Source organism: Amycolatopsis jejuensis, from assembly GCF_000717335.1.
GTDB classification, from domain to species: Bacteria; Actinomycetota; Actinomycetes; order Mycobacteriales; family Pseudonocardiaceae; genus Amycolatopsis; species Amycolatopsis jejuensis.
Genome location: NZ_JNYZ01000020.1, coordinates 17697 through 39813 on the forward strand (window position 1 = coordinate 17697; position 22117 = coordinate 39813).

The 22117-nt window shown below is 69.5% G+C and carries 24 protein-coding genes; 12 read left to right on the forward strand and 12 right to left on the reverse strand.

What is annotated here, in order from left to right; translation table 11 throughout:
* Nucleotides 1-4 precede the first annotated feature (4 nt).
* From OO71_RS26150 to OO71_RS26170, 5 genes are read left to right on the forward strand one after another with little or no spacing between them, the layout of a single operon-like run.
* The gene (locus OO71_RS26150) at nt 5-1633 is read left to right on the forward strand and encodes an ABC transporter substrate-binding protein (RefSeq protein ID WP_051792180.1); all 1629 of its coding nucleotides are present in this window, start codon (nt 5-7) and stop codon (nt 1631-1633) included.
* Between the two features lie 23 nt (nt 1634-1656).
* Nucleotides 1657-2607, forward strand: coding sequence for an ABC transporter permease (locus OO71_RS26155; RefSeq protein ID WP_033292561.1), 951 nt, complete (start codon nt 1657-1659; stop codon nt 2605-2607).
* Entirely contained in the window at nt 2604-3512 is a 909-nt protein-coding gene (locus tag OO71_RS26160; protein WP_051792183.1) for an ABC transporter permease, read from the forward strand. The genes OO71_RS26155 and OO71_RS26160 overlap by 4 nt, the downstream gene beginning before the upstream one ends.
* Nucleotides 3513-3517: 5 nt before the next feature.
* Nucleotides 3518-4330, forward strand: coding sequence for an ATP-binding cassette domain-containing protein (locus OO71_RS26165; protein WP_084145297.1), 813 nt, complete (start codon nt 3518-3520; stop codon nt 4328-4330).
* The gene (locus OO71_RS26170) at nt 4327-5688 is read left to right on the forward strand and encodes an amidohydrolase family protein (protein WP_033292562.1); all 1362 of its coding nucleotides are present in this window, start codon (nt 4327-4329) and stop codon (nt 5686-5688) included. Before OO71_RS26165 ends, OO71_RS26170 begins: the two co-directional genes overlap by 4 nt.
* Before the next feature lie 255 nt (nt 5689-5943).
* Here the strand turns inward: OO71_RS26170 and OO71_RS26180 are convergent, their stop codons facing one another.
* From OO71_RS26180 to OO71_RS26195, 4 genes are all read right to left on the reverse strand, one after another.
* Nucleotides 5944-6375, reverse strand: a complete 432-nt coding sequence (locus OO71_RS26180) for a nuclear transport factor 2 family protein (protein ID WP_051792189.1) — start codon at nt 6373-6375, stop codon at nt 5944-5946.
* A 59-nt stretch (nt 6376-6434) separates the two neighbouring features.
* On the reverse strand, nt 6435-7064 hold the full coding sequence (locus tag OO71_RS26185) for a DsbA family oxidoreductase (protein ID WP_033292564.1): 630 nt from the start codon (nt 7062-7064) through the stop codon (nt 6435-6437).
* A gap of 57 nt (nt 7065-7121) precedes the next feature.
* Nucleotides 7122-7757: a LuxR C-terminal-related transcriptional regulator gene (locus tag OO71_RS26190; RefSeq protein ID WP_245633777.1), complete on the reverse strand. Its 636-nt coding sequence runs from the start codon at nt 7755-7757 to the stop codon at nt 7122-7124.
* Nucleotides 7758-7910: 153 nt separating this feature from the next.
* Complete coding sequence (locus OO71_RS26195) at nt 7911-8705, reverse strand: S1 family peptidase (protein WP_051792191.1); 795 nt, start codon at nt 8703-8705, stop codon at nt 7911-7913.
* Nucleotides 8706-8929: 224 nt separating this feature from the next.
* Here OO71_RS26195 and OO71_RS26200 point away from each other — a divergent pair, with 224 nt between their 5' ends.
* From OO71_RS26200 to OO71_RS52395, 3 genes are all read left to right on the forward strand, one after another.
* The gene (locus tag OO71_RS26200; protein WP_051792193.1) at nt 8930-9766 is read left to right on the forward strand and encodes a S1 family serine peptidase; all 837 of its coding nucleotides are present in this window, start codon (nt 8930-8932) and stop codon (nt 9764-9766) included.
* 236 nt (nt 9767-10002) lie between these two features.
* On the forward strand, nt 10003-10290 hold the full coding sequence (locus OO71_RS52390; RefSeq protein ID WP_245633778.1) for a GNAT family N-acetyltransferase: 288 nt from the start codon (nt 10003-10005) through the stop codon (nt 10288-10290).
* Nucleotides 10214-10564 carry a sterol carrier protein domain-containing protein gene (locus tag OO71_RS52395; protein WP_033292567.1) on the forward strand — a complete coding sequence of 117 codons (351 nt, stop codon included), beginning with the start codon at nt 10214-10216 and terminating at the stop codon, nt 10562-10564. Before OO71_RS52390 ends, OO71_RS52395 begins: the two co-directional genes overlap by 77 nt.
* A 1-nt stretch (nt 10565) precedes the next feature.
* On the opposite strand, the gene OO71_RS26215 is transcribed toward OO71_RS52395, so the two are convergent.
* From OO71_RS26215 to OO71_RS26240, 6 genes are read right to left on the reverse strand one after another with little or no spacing between them, the layout of a single operon-like run.
* Nucleotides 10566-12482 (reverse strand): flavin-containing monooxygenase, encoded by a 1917-nt coding sequence (locus OO71_RS26215; RefSeq protein ID WP_033292568.1) that lies wholly within the window; start codon nt 12480-12482, stop codon nt 10566-10568.
* Complete coding sequence (locus tag OO71_RS26220) at nt 12467-13972, reverse strand: 2-hydroxymuconic semialdehyde dehydrogenase (RefSeq protein ID WP_051792196.1); 1506 nt, start codon at nt 13970-13972, stop codon at nt 12467-12469. Before OO71_RS26220 ends, OO71_RS26215 begins: the two co-directional genes overlap by 16 nt.
* Nucleotides 13969-14220, reverse strand: a complete 252-nt coding sequence (locus tag OO71_RS26225) for a EutN/CcmL family microcompartment protein (RefSeq protein WP_033292569.1) — start codon at nt 14218-14220, stop codon at nt 13969-13971. The genes OO71_RS26220 and OO71_RS26225 overlap by 4 nt, the downstream gene beginning before the upstream one ends.
* Nucleotides 14217-14561, reverse strand: coding sequence for a BMC domain-containing protein (locus OO71_RS26230; RefSeq protein ID WP_033292570.1), 345 nt, complete (start codon nt 14559-14561; stop codon nt 14217-14219). Before OO71_RS26230 ends, OO71_RS26225 begins: the two co-directional genes overlap by 4 nt.
* Before the next feature lie 11 nt (nt 14562-14572).
* The gene (locus OO71_RS26235) at nt 14573-14863 is read right to left on the reverse strand and encodes a BMC domain-containing protein (RefSeq protein WP_033292571.1); all 291 of its coding nucleotides are present in this window, start codon (nt 14861-14863) and stop codon (nt 14573-14575) included.
* A 41-nt stretch (nt 14864-14904) separates the two neighbouring features.
* Nucleotides 14905-16110: an MBL fold metallo-hydrolase gene (locus OO71_RS26240; RefSeq protein WP_084145299.1), complete on the reverse strand. Its 1206-nt coding sequence runs from the start codon at nt 16108-16110 to the stop codon at nt 14905-14907.
* A 141-nt stretch (nt 16111-16251) separates the two neighbouring features.
* Between OO71_RS26240 and OO71_RS26245 the strand changes: the two genes are divergently transcribed.
* The gene (locus OO71_RS26245; RefSeq protein WP_033292572.1) at nt 16252-17535 is read left to right on the forward strand and encodes an MFS transporter; all 1284 of its coding nucleotides are present in this window, start codon (nt 16252-16254) and stop codon (nt 17533-17535) included.
* Nucleotides 17536-17571: 36 nt separating this feature from the next.
* On the opposite strand, the gene OO71_RS47665 is transcribed toward OO71_RS26245, so the two are convergent.
* Entirely contained in the window at nt 17572-18351 is a 780-nt protein-coding gene (locus OO71_RS47665; protein WP_051792200.1) for an IclR family transcriptional regulator, read from the reverse strand.
* A gap of 98 nt (nt 18352-18449) precedes the next feature.
* Here OO71_RS47665 and OO71_RS26255 point away from each other — a divergent pair, with 98 nt between their 5' ends.
* From OO71_RS26255 to OO71_RS26265, 3 genes are read left to right on the forward strand one after another with little or no spacing between them, the layout of a single operon-like run.
* Complete coding sequence (locus OO71_RS26255; protein WP_084145301.1) at nt 18450-19394, forward strand: DODA-type extradiol aromatic ring-opening family dioxygenase; 945 nt, start codon at nt 18450-18452, stop codon at nt 19392-19394.
* The gene (locus tag OO71_RS26260) at nt 19391-20227 is read left to right on the forward strand and encodes a DODA-type extradiol aromatic ring-opening family dioxygenase (protein WP_033292779.1); all 837 of its coding nucleotides are present in this window, start codon (nt 19391-19393) and stop codon (nt 20225-20227) included. Before OO71_RS26255 ends, OO71_RS26260 begins: the two co-directional genes overlap by 4 nt.
* Entirely contained in the window at nt 20224-20676 is a 453-nt protein-coding gene (locus OO71_RS26265; protein WP_033292573.1) for a RidA family protein, read from the forward strand. The genes OO71_RS26260 and OO71_RS26265 overlap by 4 nt, the downstream gene beginning before the upstream one ends.
* 223 nt (nt 20677-20899) lie before the next feature.
* Here the strand turns inward: OO71_RS26265 and OO71_RS26270 are convergent, their stop codons facing one another.
* A complete protein-coding gene (locus OO71_RS26270) occupies nt 20900-22015 on the reverse strand; it encodes an FAD-dependent oxidoreductase (protein ID WP_033292574.1) in 1116 nt (371 codons plus the stop codon).
* Nucleotides 22016-22117: the final 102 nt, after the last annotated feature.

The following is a 22117-nucleotide window of genomic DNA, read 5'->3' on the forward strand; positions in this document are numbered from 1 at the left end:
GATCATGCGCCGTTCCCTGCGGACCAGGATCTTGGCCGGGCTGAGCGTGCTGACCCTCGCCACCGCATGCAACGCCGGTGGCAGCACCCGAGGCACCGGCGACGCCGCGACCGACCGGAGCGGTTCCGGCGGCACGCTGAGCGTCGCGATCAACGCCGCCACCGTCCCCATCCCCGACTCCCCCGCGACACAGGGTGCCGAAGGCATCCGCTGGGTCAGCGGCCAGATCTACGACGCGCTCACCGCCTTCGACCTCGACCAGGCCGACAAAGCCCCCACGCCACAGCCGTCGCTGGCGGAGAAGTGGACGATGTCGCCGGACAAGCGCACCTGGACGTTCCACCTCAAGACCGGCGTGAAGTTCCACGACGGCACGGCTTTCGACTCCGCCGCGGTCCTTTTCGAACTCGACCGGCTCACGAAACCCGGTTCCGAGTTCTTCAGCGAATCGCTCAGCACCGCCGCGAAGTTCCAGACCCAGACCATCGCGTCGTACCGGGCGCCGGACGCGAACACCGTCGAAATCACCACCCGCGCCCCGGATTCCCTGCTGCTGTGGGACCTCGCCGGGATCTACTTCCCGAGCCCTGCCGCGGTCCGCAAGTACGGCAACCGCGACTACCCCGGGCATGCCACCGGAACCGGGCCGTTCAAGGTCCGCACCTACACGCAGGACACGCTGGACCTGGTCGCCAACAAGGAGTACTGGGCCGGACCGCCCAAATTGGACGGTCTGCGGATCCGTGCGATGGCCGACCCGTCGAGCCGGCTGGCCGCGCTCGAAGCCGGCGACGTCAACTGGATCGAAACGCCGCCGCCGGACGCCGTACCGCGGTTGAAGTCGCAGGGTGACGCCATCCGCACGCATCCGTACCCGCACACGATGGTGCTGTACCTCAACCTGGCGAAGGCGCCGTTCACCGACCCCAAGGTACGCGAAGCTCTGCAGTACGCGATCGACCGCAAGAGCCTGTGCAGCGGCCTGCTCGACGGGTTGTGCATACCGGCGAGCCAAGCCGCGTACGAGGGAAACCCTTGGTACGACAAGACTCTCGGGGAGAAGTACCACTACGATCCGGCCAAGGCCAAGGCGCTGCTGGCCGAAGCGGGGCACAGCAGCGGGCTGAGCATCAAGGTCGCGGTGCCCACCGGCGGGTCGGGCACAATGTGGCCGCAGCCGATGACCCAGGTACTGCAGGCGAACCTCAAGGACGTCGGCATCGACATGCAGCTCGTCCCGCTGGAGTCGAACCTGCTGCTGACCATCGGGCGGGCCGGGTTCACCGGGCCGAACCAGCAGTACGACGCGCTGTACAACTCGATGTCCTGGGCCGCGCCGTTCCTCGCCGACCGGTTCTCGTCCGGCCGTATCCCGCCCGCCGGCTGCTGCAACGTCATGGGGTACCGCAATCCCGCGGTCGACCAGGCGTTCGCCGCGGTGGCCGCGGAGTTCGACCCGGCCAAGCAGGCCGCCCTGATGGCCAAGGCACTCGGCCTCGCCGCCGCGGACTCGCCGATGACGTTCGTGGTGCACGACCTCGACCTGCAGGCCCTCGCCCCGTCCGTACGCGGTTTCGTGCAGCCGCAGTCCTGGTACTTCGACGTCCGCAACGTCTGGGTCAAACCGGCCTAGCCCGCGGGAAGCAGGGAGCAACGATGCTCGTCCTCCTCGTCAAGCGCCTCGCGATGGCCGTCCCGGCGTTGTTCGGCGTGTCCCTTGTCAGTTTCCTCCTGCTCAACGTCCTCCCCGGCGACCCGCTCGCCGGGGTGGTCGGGCCCGGCTCGACCCAGGCCGAACGCGACGCGCTCGCGCACCAGCTCGGGCTGGACCGGTCGCTGCCCGGGCAGTACTGGGTGTGGCTGCAGGGGGTGTTCCACGGCGACCTCGGGTTCTCGCTGCCCCGCGGCCGCCCGGTGGCCGAGCTGATCTCGACCGCCTTCCCCAACACGATGGTCCTCGCCGCGGCCGCCGCGATCATCGGGCTCGGCGTCGGCATCCTGCTCGGCAGCGTGGCCGCGCGCAGTGCCCGGCGGTGGCCGGACCGGGTCATCTCGAGTGGTGCGGTACTCGGGCTGAGCGTGCCGAACTACTGGGCGTCGATCCTGCTGATCATCCTGTTCAGCAGCACGCTCGGCTGGTTCCCGCCGAGCGGGATGCACGGTGCGGCAGGCGGTTTCGCCGATCTCGTCCAGCATCTGGTGCTGCCCGCGCTCGCCGCGTCGTGCGTCACCGCCGGGCTCTCCGCGAAGATGACCCGGGCCAGCCTGCTGGAGAAACTCGGGGAGGACTTCGTGCAGACGCTGCGCGCGCAAGGGGTCCGCAACTGGCGGATTCTCGTGCACGTGGCGAAAAACGCCGCGCCGCCGATCCTCGCGGTGAGCGGTCTGCAGATCGGGTACCTGCTCGGCGGTTCGGTCTTGGTGGAGACGATCTTCAACTGGCCCGGCCTCGGGCAGCTGATGTACCACGCGATCGCGGAACGCGACCTGCGCGTGGTGCAGGGCTCCGTCCTGGTCATCGCGGTGACGTTCGTGGTGATCACGCTCGTCGTCGACCTGCTCCAGTTCGCCTTCAACCCGCGCCTGCGGAGAGGAGTCCGATCATGAGCCGCAGCCATTCCGAAGCGCTGCCGGAGGTTTCCGCCGTCCCGGACGACGGCCCGCAGGTCGCGCCGGTCCGCCGCTCCGCCGAGATCGCCCGCCGCATCCGCCGCGACCCGGTCGCGATGGTGGCCGTGGTGGTGCTCGCCTTGCTGGTGCTGTCCGCGATCTTCGCGCCGTGGCTCACCGGGTACGACCCGAACGTGGTCGCGGTCGGCGACCGGCTCCGTCCACTCGGGACCGCCGGGCACCTGCTCGGCACCGACGAGCTGGGCCGCGACATGCTCACCCGGCTGCTGTACGGCGGACGGCTTTCGCTCACCACCGGCATCGTCCCGGTGGCCGTGGCGGCAGTGGCCGGGACGCTGCTCGGCGCGTTCATCGCCTACGTCGGCGGGACTGTCGGCGCGGCGCTCGGCCGGGTACTGGACATGTCGTACGCCTTCCCGGCGATCCTGATCGGTATCGCGGTGACCGCGTCGCTCGGGCCGGGCGTGGTGAACTCGTTGCTGGCCTTGAGTCTTGCGTTCATCCCGCCGGTCGCGCGGGTCGCCGAATCGGCGACGCGGCAGGTGATGGTGGAGGAATACCTCGAAGCCGCGCGGCTCAGCGGGGCGCGCTGGTGGCAGGTGCTGCTGCACCACGTGCTGCCGACGATCGCCGGTCCGGTGTTCGTGTACGCGGCAAGCTTGGTGGGTCTCAGCATCAGTGTCGGCGCTGGGTTGAGCTTCCTCGGGCTCGGCGCGCCGCCCCCGACTGCCGAATGGGGCGCCATGCTCAACAGTCTGCGGGACGCGTTGTACACCGTGCCCGTGGTGGTCGCGTTGCCCGGTCTGTTCATCTTCCTGGCCTCGGCCGGGTTCAACATCCTGAGCGACAGCTTCCGTGACGCTCTCGACGTGCGGAGGTGACCCCGATGCCTGTTCCCCTCATGGTCGCCGACTCGCTGGTCAAACGGTTCCCGATCCGCAACGGGCCGTTCAGCCGCGACGCGATCACCGCGGTGTCCGATGTGTCGCTGTACGTCAACGAGGGCGAAACCCTCGGCGTGGTCGGCGAATCCGGGTCCGGCAAGTCGACGCTCGGCCGGGTGCTGGTCGGGCTGCTCAAGGCGGACCAGGGCACGGTGACGATCGGCGGCAAGGACGTGCGCGAGCTGGAGCGGCGCGAGCGGCCGCAGACCGTGCAGATGGTGTTCCAGGACCCGTATTCGTCGCTGAACCCGCGGATGACGATCGAGGCGAACATCGGGTACCCGCTGCGGATCCAGGGTTCGCCGCGGCGGGAGATCCGCGAGCGGGTGGCGGATCTGCTGGTGCGGGTCGGGCTGCATCCCAACCACGGTTCGCATTACCCGCACCAGCTCAGCGGCGGGCAGCTGCAGCGGGTGAACATCGCGCGGGCGCTCAGCCTGAGCCCGAAGCTGATCGTGTGCGACGAAGCGGTGTCCGCGCTCGACAAGTCCGTGCAGGCGCAGATCCTCAATCTCCTCAAGGATTTGCAGAGCGAGCTCGGGCTGACGTACGTGTTCATCAGCCACGACCTCAACGTCGTCGAGTACATGAGCGATCACGTGCTCGTGATGTACCACGGCGAGGTGGTCGAATCGGTCGCCGCCGAGCAGCTCTACGCCAATCCGCAGCACGAGTACAGCCGGTTGCTGCTGTCCTCCATTCCCAGTATCGACCCCGACACCCGCACCCTCGCCCACCCTCGACAGACGGGATGACTCCTCTGATGTACGACCTGCTGGTCCGCGACGCGGACCTCATCGTGACCATGGACGGCGACGACGTCCCCGGCGGCTGGATCGCGGTGTCCGGCGGGAAGGTCGCCGCTGTCGGCACGCCAGGTACGGAACCTGCTGCGGCGAAGACGTTGTCCGCCAAGGGAAGTCTCGTGACCCCCGGGCTGGTGAACACCCATCAGCATCTGTTCCAGAACCTCACGCGAGGCAACGCGGCGGCGATGAACGTCGACCTGTTCGACTGGCTCAAGGCGCTGTACCCGATGTGGGCGGGCCTCGACGAGGAAGCCATCGAGGTGTCCACGTATGTCGGCTTGGCGGAACTTGCGCTCGGTGGGTGTACGACCTCGATGGACATGTTGTATGTCCACACTGGACCGAACTTCATCGACGCCCAGGTACGCGCGGCACAGGAAGTGGGGCTGCGGTTCCATGCGACGCGCGGGTCGATGAGCCTGTCGCAAAAGGACGGTGGACTCGCGCCGGACTCGGTGGTGCAGACGGCCGACGAGATCCTCGCGGATTCGGAACGGCTGGTGAGCAAGTACCACGACCGTTCCGCGGGGGCGATGGTCCAAATCGGACTCGCGCCGTGCGCGCTGGCGTTGGTGACCCCTTCGCTGATGCGGGAGACGGCAGAGCTGGCCGAACGCCTCGACGTGCGGCTGCACACCCATCTGTCGGAAGTGCAGGCCGAGGACGAATATTGCGCGCGGGTGTTCGGAAAGCGGCCGGTGGAGGTGTTCGAGGACGTCGGCTGGGGTACCGACCGGGCGTGGGTCGCGCATTGCGTGTTCCCGAACGCTGCGGAGATCGAGCGGCTGGGCCGATGGGGTACCGGGGTCGCGCACTGCCCGACGCCGACCCTGATGCGCGGCGCCGGTCCGACGCCGGTGCCGGAACTGCGCGCGGCCGGGGTGCCGGTGGGGATCGGCTGTGACTCGTCGACGCACAGCGCGCACGCGAGTATGTGGCTGGAGGCGCACACCGCCCTGGTCGCACTGAAGGGCCGTGGTGGTGCCGGAGCGATCTCCGCGCGGGATGTGCTGGAGATGGCCACCACCGGGTCGGCGGCCTGCCTCGGCCGGTCCGACCTGGGCCGCATCCGCGTGGGTGCCCCGGCGGACCTGGTCGCGTGGGACCTGAACCCGGTCGCCTTCGCCGGGGCCCACTCGGACGCGGTGGAAGCGTGGCTCCGCTGCGGCCCGGTCCACGCCCGGCACACCATCGTCGCCGGGAATCCGGTGGTGGAAAGCGGAGAACTCCGGCTACCACGGCTCCCCGAAATGCTTGAGCACCACCACCGAATCTCCCGGCGGCTCCAGGGACTGACGGCGTAAACCGGCTCAGCCCAGCGGAGCCTGGTTGGGACCGGTCTCGATCAACGACGTCATCCGCAGGTGACGACGCGAAATCCGCAACCCGCGCTCCTCGGTGCGGACGAACTCGTCGTCATACCAAGCGTCCCGAAAGCGCGTCGTCGAAGCGTGGCTCCGCTGCGACCCGGTCCACGCCCGGCACACCATCGTCGCCGGAACCCGGTGGTGGAAGCAGGGAACTCTCGGCGGCTCGAGGGACTGACGGCGTAAGCCCGCTCAGCCCAGCGGAGCCTGATTGGGACCGGTCTCGATCAACGACGTCATCCGCAGGTGACGACGCGAAATCCGCAACCCGCGCTCCTCGGTGCGGACGAACTCGTCGTCATACCAGGCATTCGACACCGTGCCCTTGCTGTTGTCCGGCGACAGGATCAGCGCGTCGCCGTACGTGCGGGCCGCCAGGGGGTCGACGCCGGTGATGACGGTATTGCTCATCCGGTGCAGCGACATTCCGGCCGGGTCGTGGTTCTCCTGCATGAACTTGGTGAACGAGTCCGCGTCGGACCACTTGGCGAAGCCGTAGTCGACATCCGCGTCGGCGGTGAAGGTGCTGCGGAACAGCACCCAGTCGCGGGTGTCGATTGCGGTGGCGTAGCGGGTGACGAGGTCGAGGATTTCGAACCGGAGAGCCGGGTCGACAGTAGTCATGGGGTTGTTCTCCTTGTGGTGAGATGGAATCAGGCAGACGCCGTCGACGCACAGTGGAGTCATGCTGCCGCCCGGTTCAGTGCGTCGAGCAGGACCTCGGTGCGCTGCGCGCCGGAGATCGCGTACGTGTCGTTCAGCACGGAGAACGGCACGCCCTGCACACCGAGGGAACGGGCGCGCGCGGCTTCGCGGTCGACGGTTTCCGCGTGCGTCCGGGCATCGAGTGCCGCGCGGGCCCGCTGCCGGTCCAGACCCGCTTCACCGGCCAGCTCGACCAGCTCGTCGACCCGGCCGACGTGCCTGCCCTCCGCGAAGTACGCCGCGTAGAGCCGGTCACTCAGGACGTCGCGCGCGCCTTCCTGCCCGGCGTGGTGGAGCAGCTCCAGCGCGAGGTGGGAGTTGGTCGGCCGGATGCGCTCCGGCAGGTACTCGAGCCCCTCGGCCTTCGCGACCTGCTTGATCGCCCCGAACGCCCGCTCCTGGTCCGCCGGGGTCATCCCCCGCTGGGACTGCAGATACGCCTGCGCATCGAAGTCGGCGGGCGATCCGGGCTGCAGCTCGAACGCGCGGTGCACGAACTCGACCTCACCCGCGAACTGCCCGGCCGCCTGCTTCCAGCGCGCGTCGCCGACGTAACACCAGATGCACTGCACGTCCGCCCAGACCTCGACCCGGACCGCCTCGGACATGACCCGCCTCCTTTAAGTGGGGTACTCCCCCATTTATACGGGGTGGGTCCCCACTTGTCAAAGGCGGGCCTTCTGCGCCAGCAGGGCAGCCCGTACCCGGCTGTGGACGTCGAGCTTGACGAACACGGCGCTCAGGTGGTCCTTGACCGTGCCGGTGCTGAGGTGCATCCGGGCCGCGATATCCACATTGGACAGTCCTTCCGCGACAAGCCGGAGCACCTGCCGCTCGCGCCCGGTCAGCCGGGCCAGCCGGGCGGCGATCCCCCGGCCGGCGCAGCCGGGCACGAGGGAAGCGGTCACCTCCGGCGCCAGGACGACGGCGCCGCACGCCAGCGTCCGCACGTACTGGACCAGCAGCACGGGATCGGTGTCCTCGAACAGGAATCCCGACGCGCCCGAACACAGCGCGGCCATCACGCACTGCCTCGCCCCGGCCGCCGCGAGCACGGCGACCACCGGCGGACGAGGCAGCGCACGCAACCTCCGCACGACGGCGAACCCACCGGCTTCGGGCATCCCGAGCAGCACTACGTCCGGGGCCAGCCGCTCGACCTCACCGGCCGCCGCCGCGGTCACGGTGGCTGCGACCTCGATGCCGGGTGCGTGGTCCAGGACCGGCCGGAGCTTCGGGAGGATCGGGAGCTCACCGGCCACCAGCATGACCCGGATCCCCGCCGGGGGTGTGGCACTCACCGGATCACCACCATGCGCGCCGCCATGGAGTCCTGCTTCGGCTGAGCCGGTCCGTGAAGGGAACCATGAGGGAATCAGATTCCGTGATGGTTCCCTTCACGGACCTCAAACGCGCGAAAAGCTGCCGGCCAATCATCAGGTGCTCCGGCCGGGTCAATCGGCGGCAGCTCCCCCCATGGTCTGCCGCAGCCACCCGAGATGGCGGGAAACGTCGGTGTAAATCGACACCGTCGTGCCCTCCGGGCTGCCACCTGCCGAGCAGATACCGGCCAGCGCCCATCCCGCCGTGGTCTGCACCGCTGCCGGGCCGCCGGAATCCCCGTTGCCGGCGCCGCGGCCCTTGCTGTCCTTGACGACGATCTGGTCGTCGCGGACTGCGCCGTCCTTCGTGCCGGTCCCCGACAGCGGCAGGGTGACCTCCTGCAGTGCGTCCGGGAAGACGGGCTTGCCCTCGGTGTCCTGACCGGCGTATCCCCAGCCCAGCAGCCGCACCGGGGTGCCGACCGCGGGGGTTGCGGGGGCAGGCGGCAGCGGCTGGTTCGCGACCGGCTTGGTCAGCTTGATCAGGGCCGCGTCGGTGCCGCTGAAGTACAGCCGCCCGTCTTCCTGCACCCATTTCGCGTCCGGATGGGCGTGTACCTCCGCGGCCTGAGCGGTGGTCCCGCCGCTGGAGAGGCGCAGGCTGCCCAGCACGACCTCGCGCGGGAGCTGCGGGACGGCACCGGGAGTGTCACGCAGGGCGCAATGTGCCGCGGTGAGCACCCACTGCGGAGCGACGAGCGTGCCCCCGCAGTAGTGTCCGTCGCCGCCGCGGAGGGACACCATCCAGGGTTCCGCCTTACCGGCCGGTGTTCCGCCGGTGATCGCGTCGGCCGGGGTGCCCACGGCGGCCAGCCCGAGTGCGGCGGCGGCCACCGCCACACGGCGCAGGAAATCCGGAATTCGCATGGGTTTCTCCAGCGTCTCGACGCGGCCGGAACAGGTCTCCGGCACCGTATCGAGCGCCCCATAAGTGCCCGATAAAGGATCTTCGCCCGGTTGTGCCCGGCCGACCGGTGGGGTGCCGCCAGCCGTCCGACGGATGGCTTTCGCGGAGGCGGTCCTGTCAGCCTCGGCGGTACCGCCGAGGAGAGCAGACCATTCCCCCGGCCAACGCGAAACGGAGAACCTCCATGCGTATCCCGTTTTCCCGCCGAAGAGCGGCCGTCCTCCTCGCCGCCGCCGCGCTCGTCGCCACCGCAGTCCCCGCACATGCCGCGCCCCCGCCCGGCGACGGCGCGCAAGGACAGATCGTCGGCGGCACCGAGGTGTCCGACGACGCGTACCCGTTCATGGCCTCGCTGCGCAACAAAGGCTCCGGCAACGGGTACGAACGGCACGTGTGCGGCGGCAGCCTGATCAACTCGGACACGGTGCTGACCGCCGCGCACTGCGTGCCCGGAGCGGACGTGAAGGACCTGGAGGTGGTCGTCGGCCGTACGGTGCTGAGCAACGACCAGCAAGGGCAGGTACGCAACGTCACCGACGCCCAGACACACCCCAAATACGGCGAGAAACTCGGCTACGACATCGCGGTGCTCAAGCTGGACGAGCCGGTGACCGGCATCGTCCCGATCCAGCAGCCGACCCGCGGCACGGACGGGCTGATCCGCCCCGGCGAGACGGCCACGGTGATCGGCTGGGGCAACACCGACCCGGTGCAGATCAACAACCCGGACCGGTTGCGGCAGGTCGACGTGCCCATCCTCAGTCACCAGGAATGCGAGATCTCCTATCCCGGCTCGGAAGACGTGACCTACAACCGGGCCACCGACTTCTGCGCGGGGGTGGCGGGCAAGGACTCCTGCCAGGGCGACAGCGGCGGCCCCATTTTCCGCGTCGTGCCCGGAACCCGGACGTACATCCAGATCGGCATCGTGTCCCAAGGCCAGGGCTGCGCGGAGCGCGGCGGGCCGGGAGTCTACACCTACACCGGCTCACCGGAAGCGATGAGCATCGTTCCCGTCTGACCTGCCCCTGCTGACCTGTCCCGGCTGACCTGCTCCGTCTGACCTGTCCCGGCCGCCCCGGGCCCTGCCGGGCCCGGGGCCGTCCTTCCTTGTTCGCTTGCCCCGGACCCGGATCGGCGCTGGACTGTGCCGATGGAAATCCGGCAGACCACCGGCAACGACTTCGAGAGCTTCGTCGACACCGTGCACACCGCCTTCGGCCGCTCGCGGGAAGCCACGCCGGCGGGCGGCAACTGGTGGTCGGCGCTCGAGATCGAACGTGGCCTGTTCGCGCTGGACACCGGTGGGCGGCCGATCGGCACCGCCGCCGCCACTCCTTCGAACTCACCCTCCCCGGCAACGTCCTCGCGCCCGCCGCCGGGGTCACCGCCGTCGGGGTGCTGCCGTCACACCGGCGCCGCGGCGTGCTCGCCGCGTTGATGCGCCGCCGCCCCCAGGTACATCGCCGTGCACCGCAATGGCTGTGGGTCCGCCTGCTGTGCTGGACATCCCCGCGCACTCACCAGCCGAACCTGGCCCGCTGACGGCACCCTTGTCCTCGACGTCGACGACCCTTTCCTGGCCGAGCGCGCCCGCTACCGCGTCACCATCCGCGACGGCGCAGCCGACTGCACGCCCACCGCCGAGGACCCCGACCTGTCCCTGGACGTGAGAGACCTGGGCTCCCTCTACCTCGGCGGCACGGCCGAGCACCCTCGTCCGCGCCCGGCGGATCCAACCGCACCACCCGGAAGCGGCCGCCTCGCCGATCAGCTTTTCCGCGCGGAACGTACGCCGCATTGCCTGCATTGGTTCTGAATCACGGGAAGAACCGGTAATCCCCGGGCTCCACCTGCCGCGTCAAACGCCAATATTCCACGATCGGCAACGGCCAGTTCTGCGATACGCGGCCGAGCTTGTTCTTGTACCAGCTGTTGACCCCGGCGAAACTCCACGCCATCCGCTGGTTGGCTTCGTCGATCCGCCGGTTGTACTCCGTGAACGGCCCGATCCGGCAGTCCATGGCTTTCTTGTTGCGCGACAGCAGTTCCCGGAGGCAGTCGAGCACGTAGTGCACACCCGCCTCGGAGAACAGGATGATGCTGCCGTTCAGCACGAGGTTCGTATTGGGGCCGTACAGGCAGAACAGATTCGGGAAACCGGGAATCGTGACACCGAGGTAGGCGCGCGGATCGTCGTTCCAGTGCCGGTGGAGGTCGACCCCGCCGGGCCCGGTCACGGTCATCGGCTCGAGGAACTCCGAAGCCCGGAACCCGGTGCCGTAGATGATCACGTCGACCTCGTGCTCGACGCCGTCCGCGGTCCGGATGCCGGTGGGCGTGATCTCGCGGATCGGGTCGGTGACCAGGTGGACGTGGGGCTGTTTGAGCGTGCGCGCCCAGTCCCCGTTGTCGCGCAGCATGCGCTTGACGAACGGCGGATACGGCGGAATGACCTTGGCCAGCAGATCCGGGCGGTCGGCGTACTGCTTTTCGAGATTCTCGGTCAGCGCCTCCCGCACGCGATCATTGAGCTCCGACACCGATTCGGTCGACTCCCATTCCGGGTCCACCAGCAGGTACTGCCGACGGCCTTCGAGACTGTTCCAGAATTGCAGGAAGCGGTACCAGCTGTGGTAATGCGGCACCCGCCCGAACAGCCACGCGAGCCCCGGCGGAATCTTGTCGTGGTAAGTGGGTGTCGGCATCATCCACGGCGCCGTCCGCTGGAACACCGACAGCTCGCCGACGGTGTCACTGATGGCCGGGATCACCTGGTAAGCACTGGCTCCAGTGCCGACGACCGCCACCCGCGCGCCGGAAAGATCGAGGTCGGCGGGCCATTCGGCGGTGTGGAACGACCGGCCGCGGAAGCTCTCGCGGCCCTTGATGTCCGGGTAATGGGGACGGTTGAGCTGGCCGACCGCGCTGATCACCGCGTTGACCGTGAGGGTGCCGTCGGCTCCTTCCGCGGTGCGGTACCGCAATTCCCACTTGGCCGTCGCCGAATCGTAGGAAGCGGAGACGACCTCGGTGCCGAACCGGATGCGGGCGCGGAGGTCGAAATCGTCTGCAATGTGCCGGAAATAGTCGTGGATCTCGCCGCGCGGCGAGAACTGATGCTGCCAGCCGGCCTTCTGCGCAAACGAGAAACTGTAGGCGAAATTGCTGGTGTCCAGCCGGCAGCCGGGATACCGGTTGGCCCACCAGGTACCGCCGACCTCGGGATTCTTTTCGAGCACGACGTACGGGATCCCGGCCTGTCCGAGCCGGTGCGCCGCGGCGAGGCCCGACATGCCCGCCCCGATCACCGCGACGGTGAACTCCGTACCGGGCGCGATCTCGTCTTTCGTCCACCACGGTGCGCCGGTGTCCCCGGCCAGTCCGAGCTCGTTGGCGAGCAACGGCAGGTAGGCATCGTTCTCGGACCCGGTGACGAACCGGATCAGCTCCCGTTGCTCGCGGGGACCCGGCTGCGCGGGCTCCGGACAGCCCCGATCCCGGTAAGCCGCGAGCGCCGCCAGCGCCAGTTCCCGCGCTTCCTGCTGCGCGGCGCCGCTCATCCCGCCTTGCGGAAGGACGTCGGCCGCCGGAGAAGGCGGCGCCGGGCGGAACCGGTCCGCGAGGAGCGAGGTGTCGCCGGTCAGGTGCGCCAGCGCCGGAAGCAGCGAGGGCAGGTCCGCGTCGCGGAGCGCCTCGGCGAGGAATGCGGTGCTTTCCGTTATGCGGCTGGCCATCCGTGTTCTCCCGGTCGGGGTCCGGCCGCGAGGCCGATGCAGACGTTGGTGGGTTGACTGTAGAAACCGAGGGAATGGCGGCCGCCTTCGCGTCCGATCCCGGACAGCCCCATCCCGCCGAACGGCGAGCGGAGGTCCCGCAGGTACCAGGTGTTGACCCAGGCCATGCCCACGTGCATCCGGCCGGCCACGCGGTGCGCCCGGTCCAGATCGGTCGTCCAGACGGCCGCGGCGAGCCCGAACGCGGTGTCGTTCGCCAGCCGGATCGCCTCCTCCTCGCCGGTGAACGGGACGAGCCCGGCCACCGGGCCGAACACCTCGTCCCGCATCACGGTGGACGTATTGTCGACCCCCGTCCACAACGTCGGCTCGATCCACGCTCCGGCCGCGAGATCCGGGCCGAGGTCCGGGATGCCGCCACCGACCACCACGGACGCGCCCTCGGCAACGGCCCGGTCCAGGTAGGACACCACTTTTGCCCGGTGCGCGGCCGAAATCAGCGGGCCGGTGGTGGTCTCCGCGGCATAAGGGTCGCCGAGCCGCAGCTCGCGCGCCCGTTCCGCCAGACCCGCGACGACGCTGTCGAAAACCGGCTCTTCGATGTACACGCGTTCGGTGCACAGGCAGACCTGGCCGGTGTTGGTGAAGATCGAGCGGCTCAGCCCGTCGACGGCCTGCTCGATGTCGGCATCGGCGAACACGACGGCGGCGTTCTTCCCGCCCAGCTCGAAGGACACCGGACGGACGTGCGGCGCGACCGAGCGCATGATCGCCGCCCCGGTCGCCGACTCCCCGGTGAAGGTGATGCCGTCGACCCCGGGATGCGTGGCCAGGAACTCCCCCGCGGAACCCGGCCCGCGGCCGTGCACGACGTTGAACACCCCGTCCGGCACCCCGGCTTCGGCCATCACCTCCGCCAGGAGCGTGGCCGAGGACGGCGTTTCCTCCGACGGTTTCACGACGACCGCATTGCCGGACGCCAGCGCGGGAGCGACTTTCCAGGTCAGCAGAAGCAGCGGAAGGTTCCACGGCACGATCACCCCGACCACGCCGAGCGGCTTCGGCACCGCATAGTTCAGCGCGCGGCGGCCGTCGGGCAGCTCGGTGAGGAAGGAGTCCAGCCCGGCCGAGGCGATCACGTCGGCGGCGGCGCGGAAGTTGAGCGCCGCGCGGCCGATGTCCAGCTCCCGAGCCTGTTTTTCGGGTTTGCCGGTGTCCCGGATCTCGGCCCGCAGCAGGTCGTCGGCCCGGTCCTCGATGACGTCCGCGATCCGCCGCAGCAACGCGGCCCGCTCGGCGACACGGGATCGTCCCCACGCACCCGTGAGCGCCGCTCGGGCTGCCTTGACCGCGGCGTCGACCACGTCCGCTCCGGCTTCGTGGACCTGCGCCACGACGGTTCCGTCGACCGGGCTGACCTTGTCGAACACCGCAGTGCCCGCAACGAATTCGCCCGCGACGAAGTTGCGGAGCTGTACCTGCCTGCTCACGGTTCCCGGCCGAAATGGTCGGCGCCGCTCACCAGCGCCACGACCGCCGCGTCGATGCCGGTCCCGGCGATTTCCTGCGCCGCGTCGTCACAGGTGAGCAGCACGGTGTTGCCGGCCGCGACGTCGATCAGGTCGGCCGCCACCGTGATCGCGCCGTCGGACTGGCGGACCACGACGAGCCTGCGGTCGGCCAGCGACGGGATCTGCCGGTCGTTCCACAGCCGCCCGACGACGTTGCCGATGATCACTGCGACTGCCCGCGTTCGATCGTCCGGATCGTCGCCACGGCCTCCTGCAAGGCGGTCTGCGATCCGTTGTCCAGCAACGCCGACGCTCGTTCGGACGGGCGCGGGTACAGCTGCGCCGAACGCAGGTCGCCATACTGGCGTACGGCCGCGGTGCCGCTGTCCAGGGCCTGCCGCACCGCGGCGATCGAGCCCCGCACTGCCGCGGCGAAGTACCCGTAGGAGATCCGTTCGATGGCCGCGACCTGGACGTCGGCGGTCTTCATCATCGCCTCGATCCCGGCGGTGAGGGCGACGACACCTCGCGTCTCGATGAGGCCGATTGCTTCGCGTGGGGAATCCATGTGCTTGTCTCCTAAGCGTCGAGCAGCTGCGGGTGGGCAGCCAGCGCGGCGACCGGTTCGGCCGGGCTGGCGAAGATGACCGAATGGACCCGCGCCCCGGACCGCTCCCGGGCGGCCTCCGCGCCGACCTGGATGGCCTCCTCCACCGTGGCCAGCTCGCCGGTCACCGCGGCGGCCACCAGCCCGCCGCCCAGCCGGATGGTGCCGGTGACCGTGACCGAGGTGGCTTTCACCATCGCGTCGATCGCATCGAAAATCGGGACGAACCCTTCGGCCTCGATGAAGCCTGCTGCCTGGTGCACTGCGTTTCTCCTTTGCTCTTTCCCGGCATTCACCGGACCATTCACCGGACCACGAGGGATTTCCGGGTACCGGGACGGGACACCAGCCGGATTTCGCCGCGATCGTGCCCGACCGCGCTGTCCCCCCGGAAATCACGGCGCACGAATTCCAGCCACTCGTCGTCGGAAATGAGATCTGTGTGCGCGGGCGCGAGATGGCTGAGCACGAGGTTCGCCACCCCGGCCTCCGCGGCGACCTTGCCGACGGCGGAGTGCAGCGTGTGCCGCTCCTCCCAGTTGGCCAGCAGGCCGTCCATCAGGCCCGGCTCCGGCTTCAGCTCCCGCACCAGATGGTCGAGGTGGATGGCCTCGTGCAGCAGGAGATCCACGCCGTGGGCCAGCTTCAGCAGGTTGCCGTTGGGCCGGGTGTCGCCGCTGCAGACGACCGAGCCGTACTCGGTGTCGAAGCGGTAGGCGAAGGCCGGGAAGCAGTACCGGTGGTCGACGAGGGTCGCGGTCACCCGCACCCGGTCGTCCTCGAAAACGGGGAACGGATCCATCGGCGGGCAGCGGCGCGTGGCGAGATTCGCGCCTGCTTCCCGCGGAAGGAAAATGTCGTTCGTCCGGATCAATTCGCGGATGTCGGCGTGGTTCTCGTCCACGTAACGGATGTTCAGGTCGGTCTGGAAAGCCGAACCCAGAATGCCGTGCACGACCTCGGTGATCCCCGGCAGCGGTGCGCCCGGGTTTTCCACGCGCGCCGGGAAAACCGGCTGACCGGGTGCGGCGTGGTGCGGCAGCGCCAGGTCGACCGAGCCGGGACCCCAGATCGACAAAGTGTCCTGATAGGACTCACCGGGCAGCTCCCACGGCACCAGCAACGCGTGCGGAAGCTCGAGGTAATGGTCCGAGTGCAGGTGCGTGATGAGGATGTGGCGCAGGTCCTCCCAGCGCAGCCCCTGCTGCCGGTACCGCTCGATCGCCCCGATTCCGGCGTCGACCAGGTAGCTGACCCCCTCGACCACGATCGCCGTCGAGATCCCGGTCCGGCCGCGCCACACCACCGGACCGGCCGCCGTACCCAGGGTGAGCACCCTCAGCGGTGCGTCGTCGCGGGGGTCCACCGCGGGTGCGGCGGCCACCCGGGCCGGGATCGCCGGGAGGGGCTGATCGGCACAGCAAGCCCCCGCCGAGGACACCGGCGGGGAAACCGCCGCCCGTCGGGTGCGGGTGCGATCCCCGACCGGTGCGTGGAAGACCTTGGGCATGGCGGAAGGCTAAGCCGCGGCCGGCGGCGGTTCCGAGGAGTTGTCCGGTGGTGCCGGACAGCTGATAGGAGCCGGGTACCCGGAAGCGCAACCTCGGATCCGGCACGGAACAGCGATAACCTGCGGAAGGATCGGAGCACCATGACAAGACCGGCATCTGCACCCACCTCCGCGACGCGGTTGCTCGTGGTCGCGGTCTGCTTCGCCTGCATCACCTTCGACGGGTACGACCTCATCGTGTACGGCACCGTGATGCCGGTGCTGCTGCACGGCGACGGCTGGCATCTCACGCCGTCCGCGGCTGGCCTGATCGGGTCGTACACCTTCATCGGCATGCTGGTCGGCACGCTCACCGTCGGCACGATCACCGACCTGGTGGGCAGGAGGAAAATCCTGCTCGTATGCCTGACCTGGTTCTCGGCAGGGATGGGCCTCTGCGCCCTCGCCCCGAATCCGGAACTCTTCGGGGTCCTGCGCTTCCTCACCGGCATCGCGCTGGGCGGGGTCGCCCCGACCACCATCGCGCTCACCCTCGAGTTCGCCCATCCGCGGATGCGCAGCATGACCAACGCACTCATGTTCTGCGGTTACTCGTTCGGCGGCATCCTCGCCGCGACGATCGCCATCCCGGTGATCCCCGCGCTGGGGTGGCAGGCGATGTTCTGGTTCGGCACCGCCCCGATCGTGCTGCTCGTGCCGATCGTGTACTTCCTGCTGCCCGAGTCGCCGAGCTTCCTCGCCGCGCGCGCCGAAGCACTCGGCCGCCGGAGGGAACACCGAGGCGAGACCGTCCTCGCCAGGACCCGGCGGCTGCTGGCCCCGGCGCGCATCCTGCTCACGCGTGGCCAGCTCCGGACGACGGTGCTGTTCTGGTTCGGCATGGCCATCGGCATGTTGCTGGTGTACGGGCTGAACACGTGGCTGGCGCAGATCATGAAGGCATCCGGGTACTCCCTCGGTTCGGCGTTGGTGTTCCTGCTCGCGCTCAACGTCGGCGCGATCGTGGGCACCCCGATTGCCGGAGCCCTTGCCGACCGGATCGGTGACCGCACGGTGACCGCGGGGATGTTCCTGATGGCCGCGGTGTGCATCTACCTGCTCAGCCTCGGCCTGCCGACAGGGGTGCGGCTGGCCCTCGTGGCGATTGCGGGCGCCGGGAGCATCGGGACCACGATCCAGGTCAGCTCGTTCATCGGCAAGCACTACCCGACCGAGTCCCGCGCGACGGGGCTTGGCTGGGCGCTCTCGTTCGGACGGCTGGGCGCGATCCTCGGCCCGGCCTACGGCGGCCTGGTGCTCGCGTCCGGATGGGGACTGAGCGCGAACTTCTACGCCTTCGCAATCCCGGCGCTCGTGGGTGCGGTGGCGATGTGGGCGGTTCCGCGAAGCAAGGCGCAAGTGCGGCAGTCGGTGCCAGCGCACTGAATGCGGCGCGGCCCGGCCATGGAGCCCGGGCCGCGCTCATTCCGCCGTGTGCGGCAGCCTGCGGCCGATGGTCGCCGCGACCACCAGCAGGTCGTTGACCAGTGAATCCATCACCTCACCGCGCTGGAAAAGCCGTTCCGGCCCGGAAATCGACACTCCTCCGACCGGCACCCCCGCCGGGTTCACCACCGCCGCACCCAGCGACGCGCGCCCGTTGCGCTCCGAGCGATTCATCGCGTACCCACGCCGCTTCACCGCGGCCAGGTCGCGTTCGAGTTCGTCCCGGTCCGGAAGTGCGCGCCGCTCCGCCTCGCAGGCGGCCACGACCCGCGCCCACGCCTCGCCGGGAGCGGGGATGGACAGCGCGGCGCGGCCGCAGTCGGTGGTGTGGGCGAGGACGCGCGAACCCAGGTGGACGTTCATGGGCAGCCGCAGGAGGCTCGCCGTCCGGTCGAGGTACACCACCCAGCCGCCGACCAGCTGGCCGAGATGGGCCTCGACCTGTTCGAAGCGCACGAACCGCTTCCCGACGTCCTTGGCCGCGTCCAGCAGCCCGGTCCGCTCGATGACCTGCCCGCCGAGGCCGATGAACGCCGGGCCCAGCTGGTAACCCCGTCCCGGCACGAATTCGAGCATCTCCGCCTCGACCAGGGACAGGCAGAGCGCGTGCGCGGTGGTCCGCGGGATCCCAGTGCGCTCCTCGATCTGGCGCAGGCTCTGGCACACCGCGAGCGCGTTGAAGCTGTGCAGGATCCGCGTCGCCTTGAGCACGGACGCCACCGGCTTGACGTCACGGGAACCGGACGGAGCACCCATCCCGAGAGCGTAACCAGGACCGCCGGAGACGGCATCGGCTGTCCGGTGGAGCCGGACAGGCCGTGGCCCGGCGCACCCGGCGCCGCCAGACTCGGGCCATGTCCCGAGTGTTCCATCCCTCCCCCGGAGACGGGTCCTGGCGGCGCCCGCCGGACCGGTCCCACACCGAGCGGCCGGGCATCGTGGCGGGCTACCTCGCCCCGCATCCGCCGCACCTGGCCTACGCCGAGAACCCGCCGCAGAACGAACCCCGGTCGCAGGGCGGCTGGGAAACTCTCCGCTGGGCGTACCAGGATCTCCAGCAGCGGATCAAAGCGCTGCGCCCGGACGTGCTCGTGGTGCACGCCCCGCACTGGATCACCATGGTGGGCCACCACGTGAACTGCGTGCCCCGCCCACGGGGAATCTCGGTCGAGCCGATTTTCCCGCACCTGCTGCGGTATCGCTACGACTTCCGCACCGACGTCGAACTCGCCGAGGCCATCGCGGACCACTCGTCCGACGCCGGTCTGGTGACGCGCAAGCTGAAGGTGGACGGCGTCCGGGTCGACTACGCGACCATCACCGCACTGCACCTGCTCAACCCGGACTGGGACATCCCGGTCGTTTCGCTGTCGGCCAACAACAACCCGTACTACTACTCCAGCAGCTCGCTCGAGCAGATGGAGGTGCTGGGGGAAGCGACCCGGAAGGCGATCGAGGCGACCGGGCGGCGCGCGGTGGTCGCCGGGTCCAACTCGCTGTCGCACCTGCACTGGGACCGGGAACCGGCGCTGCCCGAGGACATGGCCGCCGAACATCCGTACAACCACCACCAGTACGAGTGGGACATGCGGCTGCTCGAACTGATCCGCACGGGCCGCACGAGGGAGCTCCGGGCCTTCATCCCGGAGCACATCGACGCGACCGAATCCGAGACCAAGGCCGGAAGCCTCACCTGGATGCTGTCGGCACTGGGCTGGCCGGAGGGCATCGGGGAAGTCCTGGCATACGGAACCGTGATCGGAACGGGCAACGCCGTCGCAGCGTGGGAGCCGGTATGACCACGCCTTGCTTCGCCGGAGCCGCCTTGATCCCCGGTATGCCGCAGCTGCTCGCCGAACGCCCCGCCGAGTCATGGGCCGCGCTCGCCGCAGCGGCCGGAGAAGTCCGCACGGTCATCGAGCGGCAGCGGCCGGACGCCCTGGTTCTGTTGTCCACCCAGTGGTTCACGGTCCTCGGCCACCAGTTCCAGCTGGACCCGCATCCGCGGGGACGGCACGTCGACGAGAACTGGTACGACTTCGACTACGGCCATCTCGACTATTCGTTCCCGGTCGACGTCGAGCTCACCGAGGCCTGGGCCGCCGAAACCGAAGGCGCCGGGTTCCAGGCCCGCCGCACGCGGTACGAGCACTTCCCCATCGACACCGGCACGATGATCGGCCAGCGGCTGCTCAACCCGTCCGGCGACATTGCGACCGCGATGGTGTCCTGCAACCTGTACGCCGCCGCCGACGACCTCGGCACCATCGCCGCCGCGGCGCTGCGGGCCGCGGAAAAGCTCGGCCGATCCGTCTTTTTCGTAGCCATCTCCGGGCTGTCGAGCGGGCTCATACAACACTGGATCCAACCGGAGGAAGACGCGGTTTTCAGCGCCGCACACGAACAATGGGACCGGCGCATCCTCGACCTGCTCACCGCCGGAGATCTCGGCAGCGCGCTCGAACTGCGCGAGGAGTACGCGCAGAAAGCGCAAGCAGACAGCCAATTCCGGGCGCTGGCGTTTCTCGCCGGAACCGGAAAGCTCACCGTACCCGCGACTGTGCACGCCTACGGCCCCTTGTGGGGCACCGGCGGCGCGGTCATCCACTGGCCAGTCCGAGGAGACTCATGACCAGCCCGGAACAACGACTCACGGAACTCGGCATCCAGCTGCCCCCGCTCCGCCCCCGCGCGGGAAACTACCTGGGCTACGTCCGCCACGGCGACCTCCTCTACCTGTCCGGCCAAGGCGCCGACGGACACTTCGGCCATCTCGGCGCGGACCGCACGGTCGAAGACGGCCGCCGCGCGGCCCGCGACTGCATGCTCAACCTGCTCGCCCAGACCCGCTCCGCGCTGGGGTCGCTGGACCACGTGGGCCGGATCGTGAAGCTGCTCGGGTTTGTCGCCTGTACGCCGGACTTCCGCGACGCACCCCAGGTGATCGACGGCGCGTCCAGCCTGCTCCACGAGGTGTTCGGCGCCGAGCGCGGCGGGCACGCCCGGTCCGCCATCGGCGCTGCCGCGCTTCCGCTCGGCTTCTCGGTGGAGATCGAGATGGTCGTCGCCGTTGCCGGGTAACCCCGGCTCCCCCGCCGGTCGGCGGGGGTACCCCCGTCTTCCGGCGGGTACCCGGCGCGCGGTTGTCCTGACATTCTGACCTGCGCAGCCGGGAATGCACCTCGACCGACGGCCCCTGGGCGAGCCTTCCCCGCCCGGGGCCGTCCCCGGCGATGGCCGGGCACGTGGAGAGGCCGAACCGGCACCGAGCCGAGCTCGCGGCGCTTCCCGGAGAGAACTCCGGTCAGTGCCGATCGAAAACGCTCACCACGCTCTGCGGTGCATCCGGACCGTAGAAGGTTTCCAGGTTCTGCGCCGAGCGGGCGGCGATCTCGCTGCTACGGGGGAACAGTCGCTTTTCGTAGGCGGCGAGCGCGGCCTCGGTGTCGAGCTGCCCGGCCAGCTCACCCGCGAGGTCGGCGCCGTCGTACATGGCCAGGTTCGCGCCCTCGCCCGCGAAGGGCGACATCAGATGCGCGGCGTCGCCGACGAGGGTCACGCCGGGGGTGCGGTCCCAGGTGAGCTCGGCGGGGAGGGCGTGGATGGGCCGGAGCAACGGTGGGGCGTCGCTCTCGGTTACGAAGGCGGTGAGCAGCGGGGACCAGCCGTCGAACTCGGCGGCGACTCGACGGAGGCCCGCGGCCGGGTCGCCGAAGTCGATCGAGCGCATCCATTCCTCGGGCTTGTTCAGCGCCACGTAGCCGCGTACGAGCCCGTCTGCGTAGCGGTGGACGGTGATGCCCCGGCCCGGCTCGGCCGCGATCAGCGTGCCGCTGCCGATCGCCGCCACCCGCGTCCGATGGCGCGGATCGCCTGCGGCGAGGGCGATCTCGATGAAACAGGTTCCGCTGTAAAGCGGCTTGGCGGGCGTGACCAGCGGACGCACCATCGACCAGGCGCCGTCCGCGCCGATGACGAGGTCGGCGCGAGCGGAACCGTTGGCGAAGGTGAGGTCGTAGCCGCCCGAATGGTGCCGGATCGAGGTGAGCTTGTGGCCCCACTTGATCGTCTGCGGCGGCAGCGAGCCGATGAGCAGCCGCCGGAGCTCGCCCCGGTCCACCTCCGGACGGGCCGAACCGGGGTCGCCCAGCCGGTCGAACAGGATGGTGCCGTGCCGGTCGACCACGCGTTTGGCGTCCTCGCCGGGGAGGACCAGTGCACGGAACTCGTCGTACAGGCCAGCGGCGCGCAGCGCGACCTGCCCGGTCTCTTCGTGGATGTCGAGCAGGCCGCCTTGCGCACGGGTCGTCGCCGAGGTCTCGGCCTCATAGATCGTGGTGGCGACGCCGTGTACCTGCAGCACCCGGGCGAGCGTCAGCCCGCTCAGGCCCGCTCCGACGATGGCGATGGTCTTCTGCATTCTGCGCTCCTCTGGTGCACGGGCATTCGCCGGTGCTGGTCAGCGCCGGAAGCGGGCGGAATGCCCGTTCCCGGCAAGGAGACGCTCATCGAGCAGAATGTG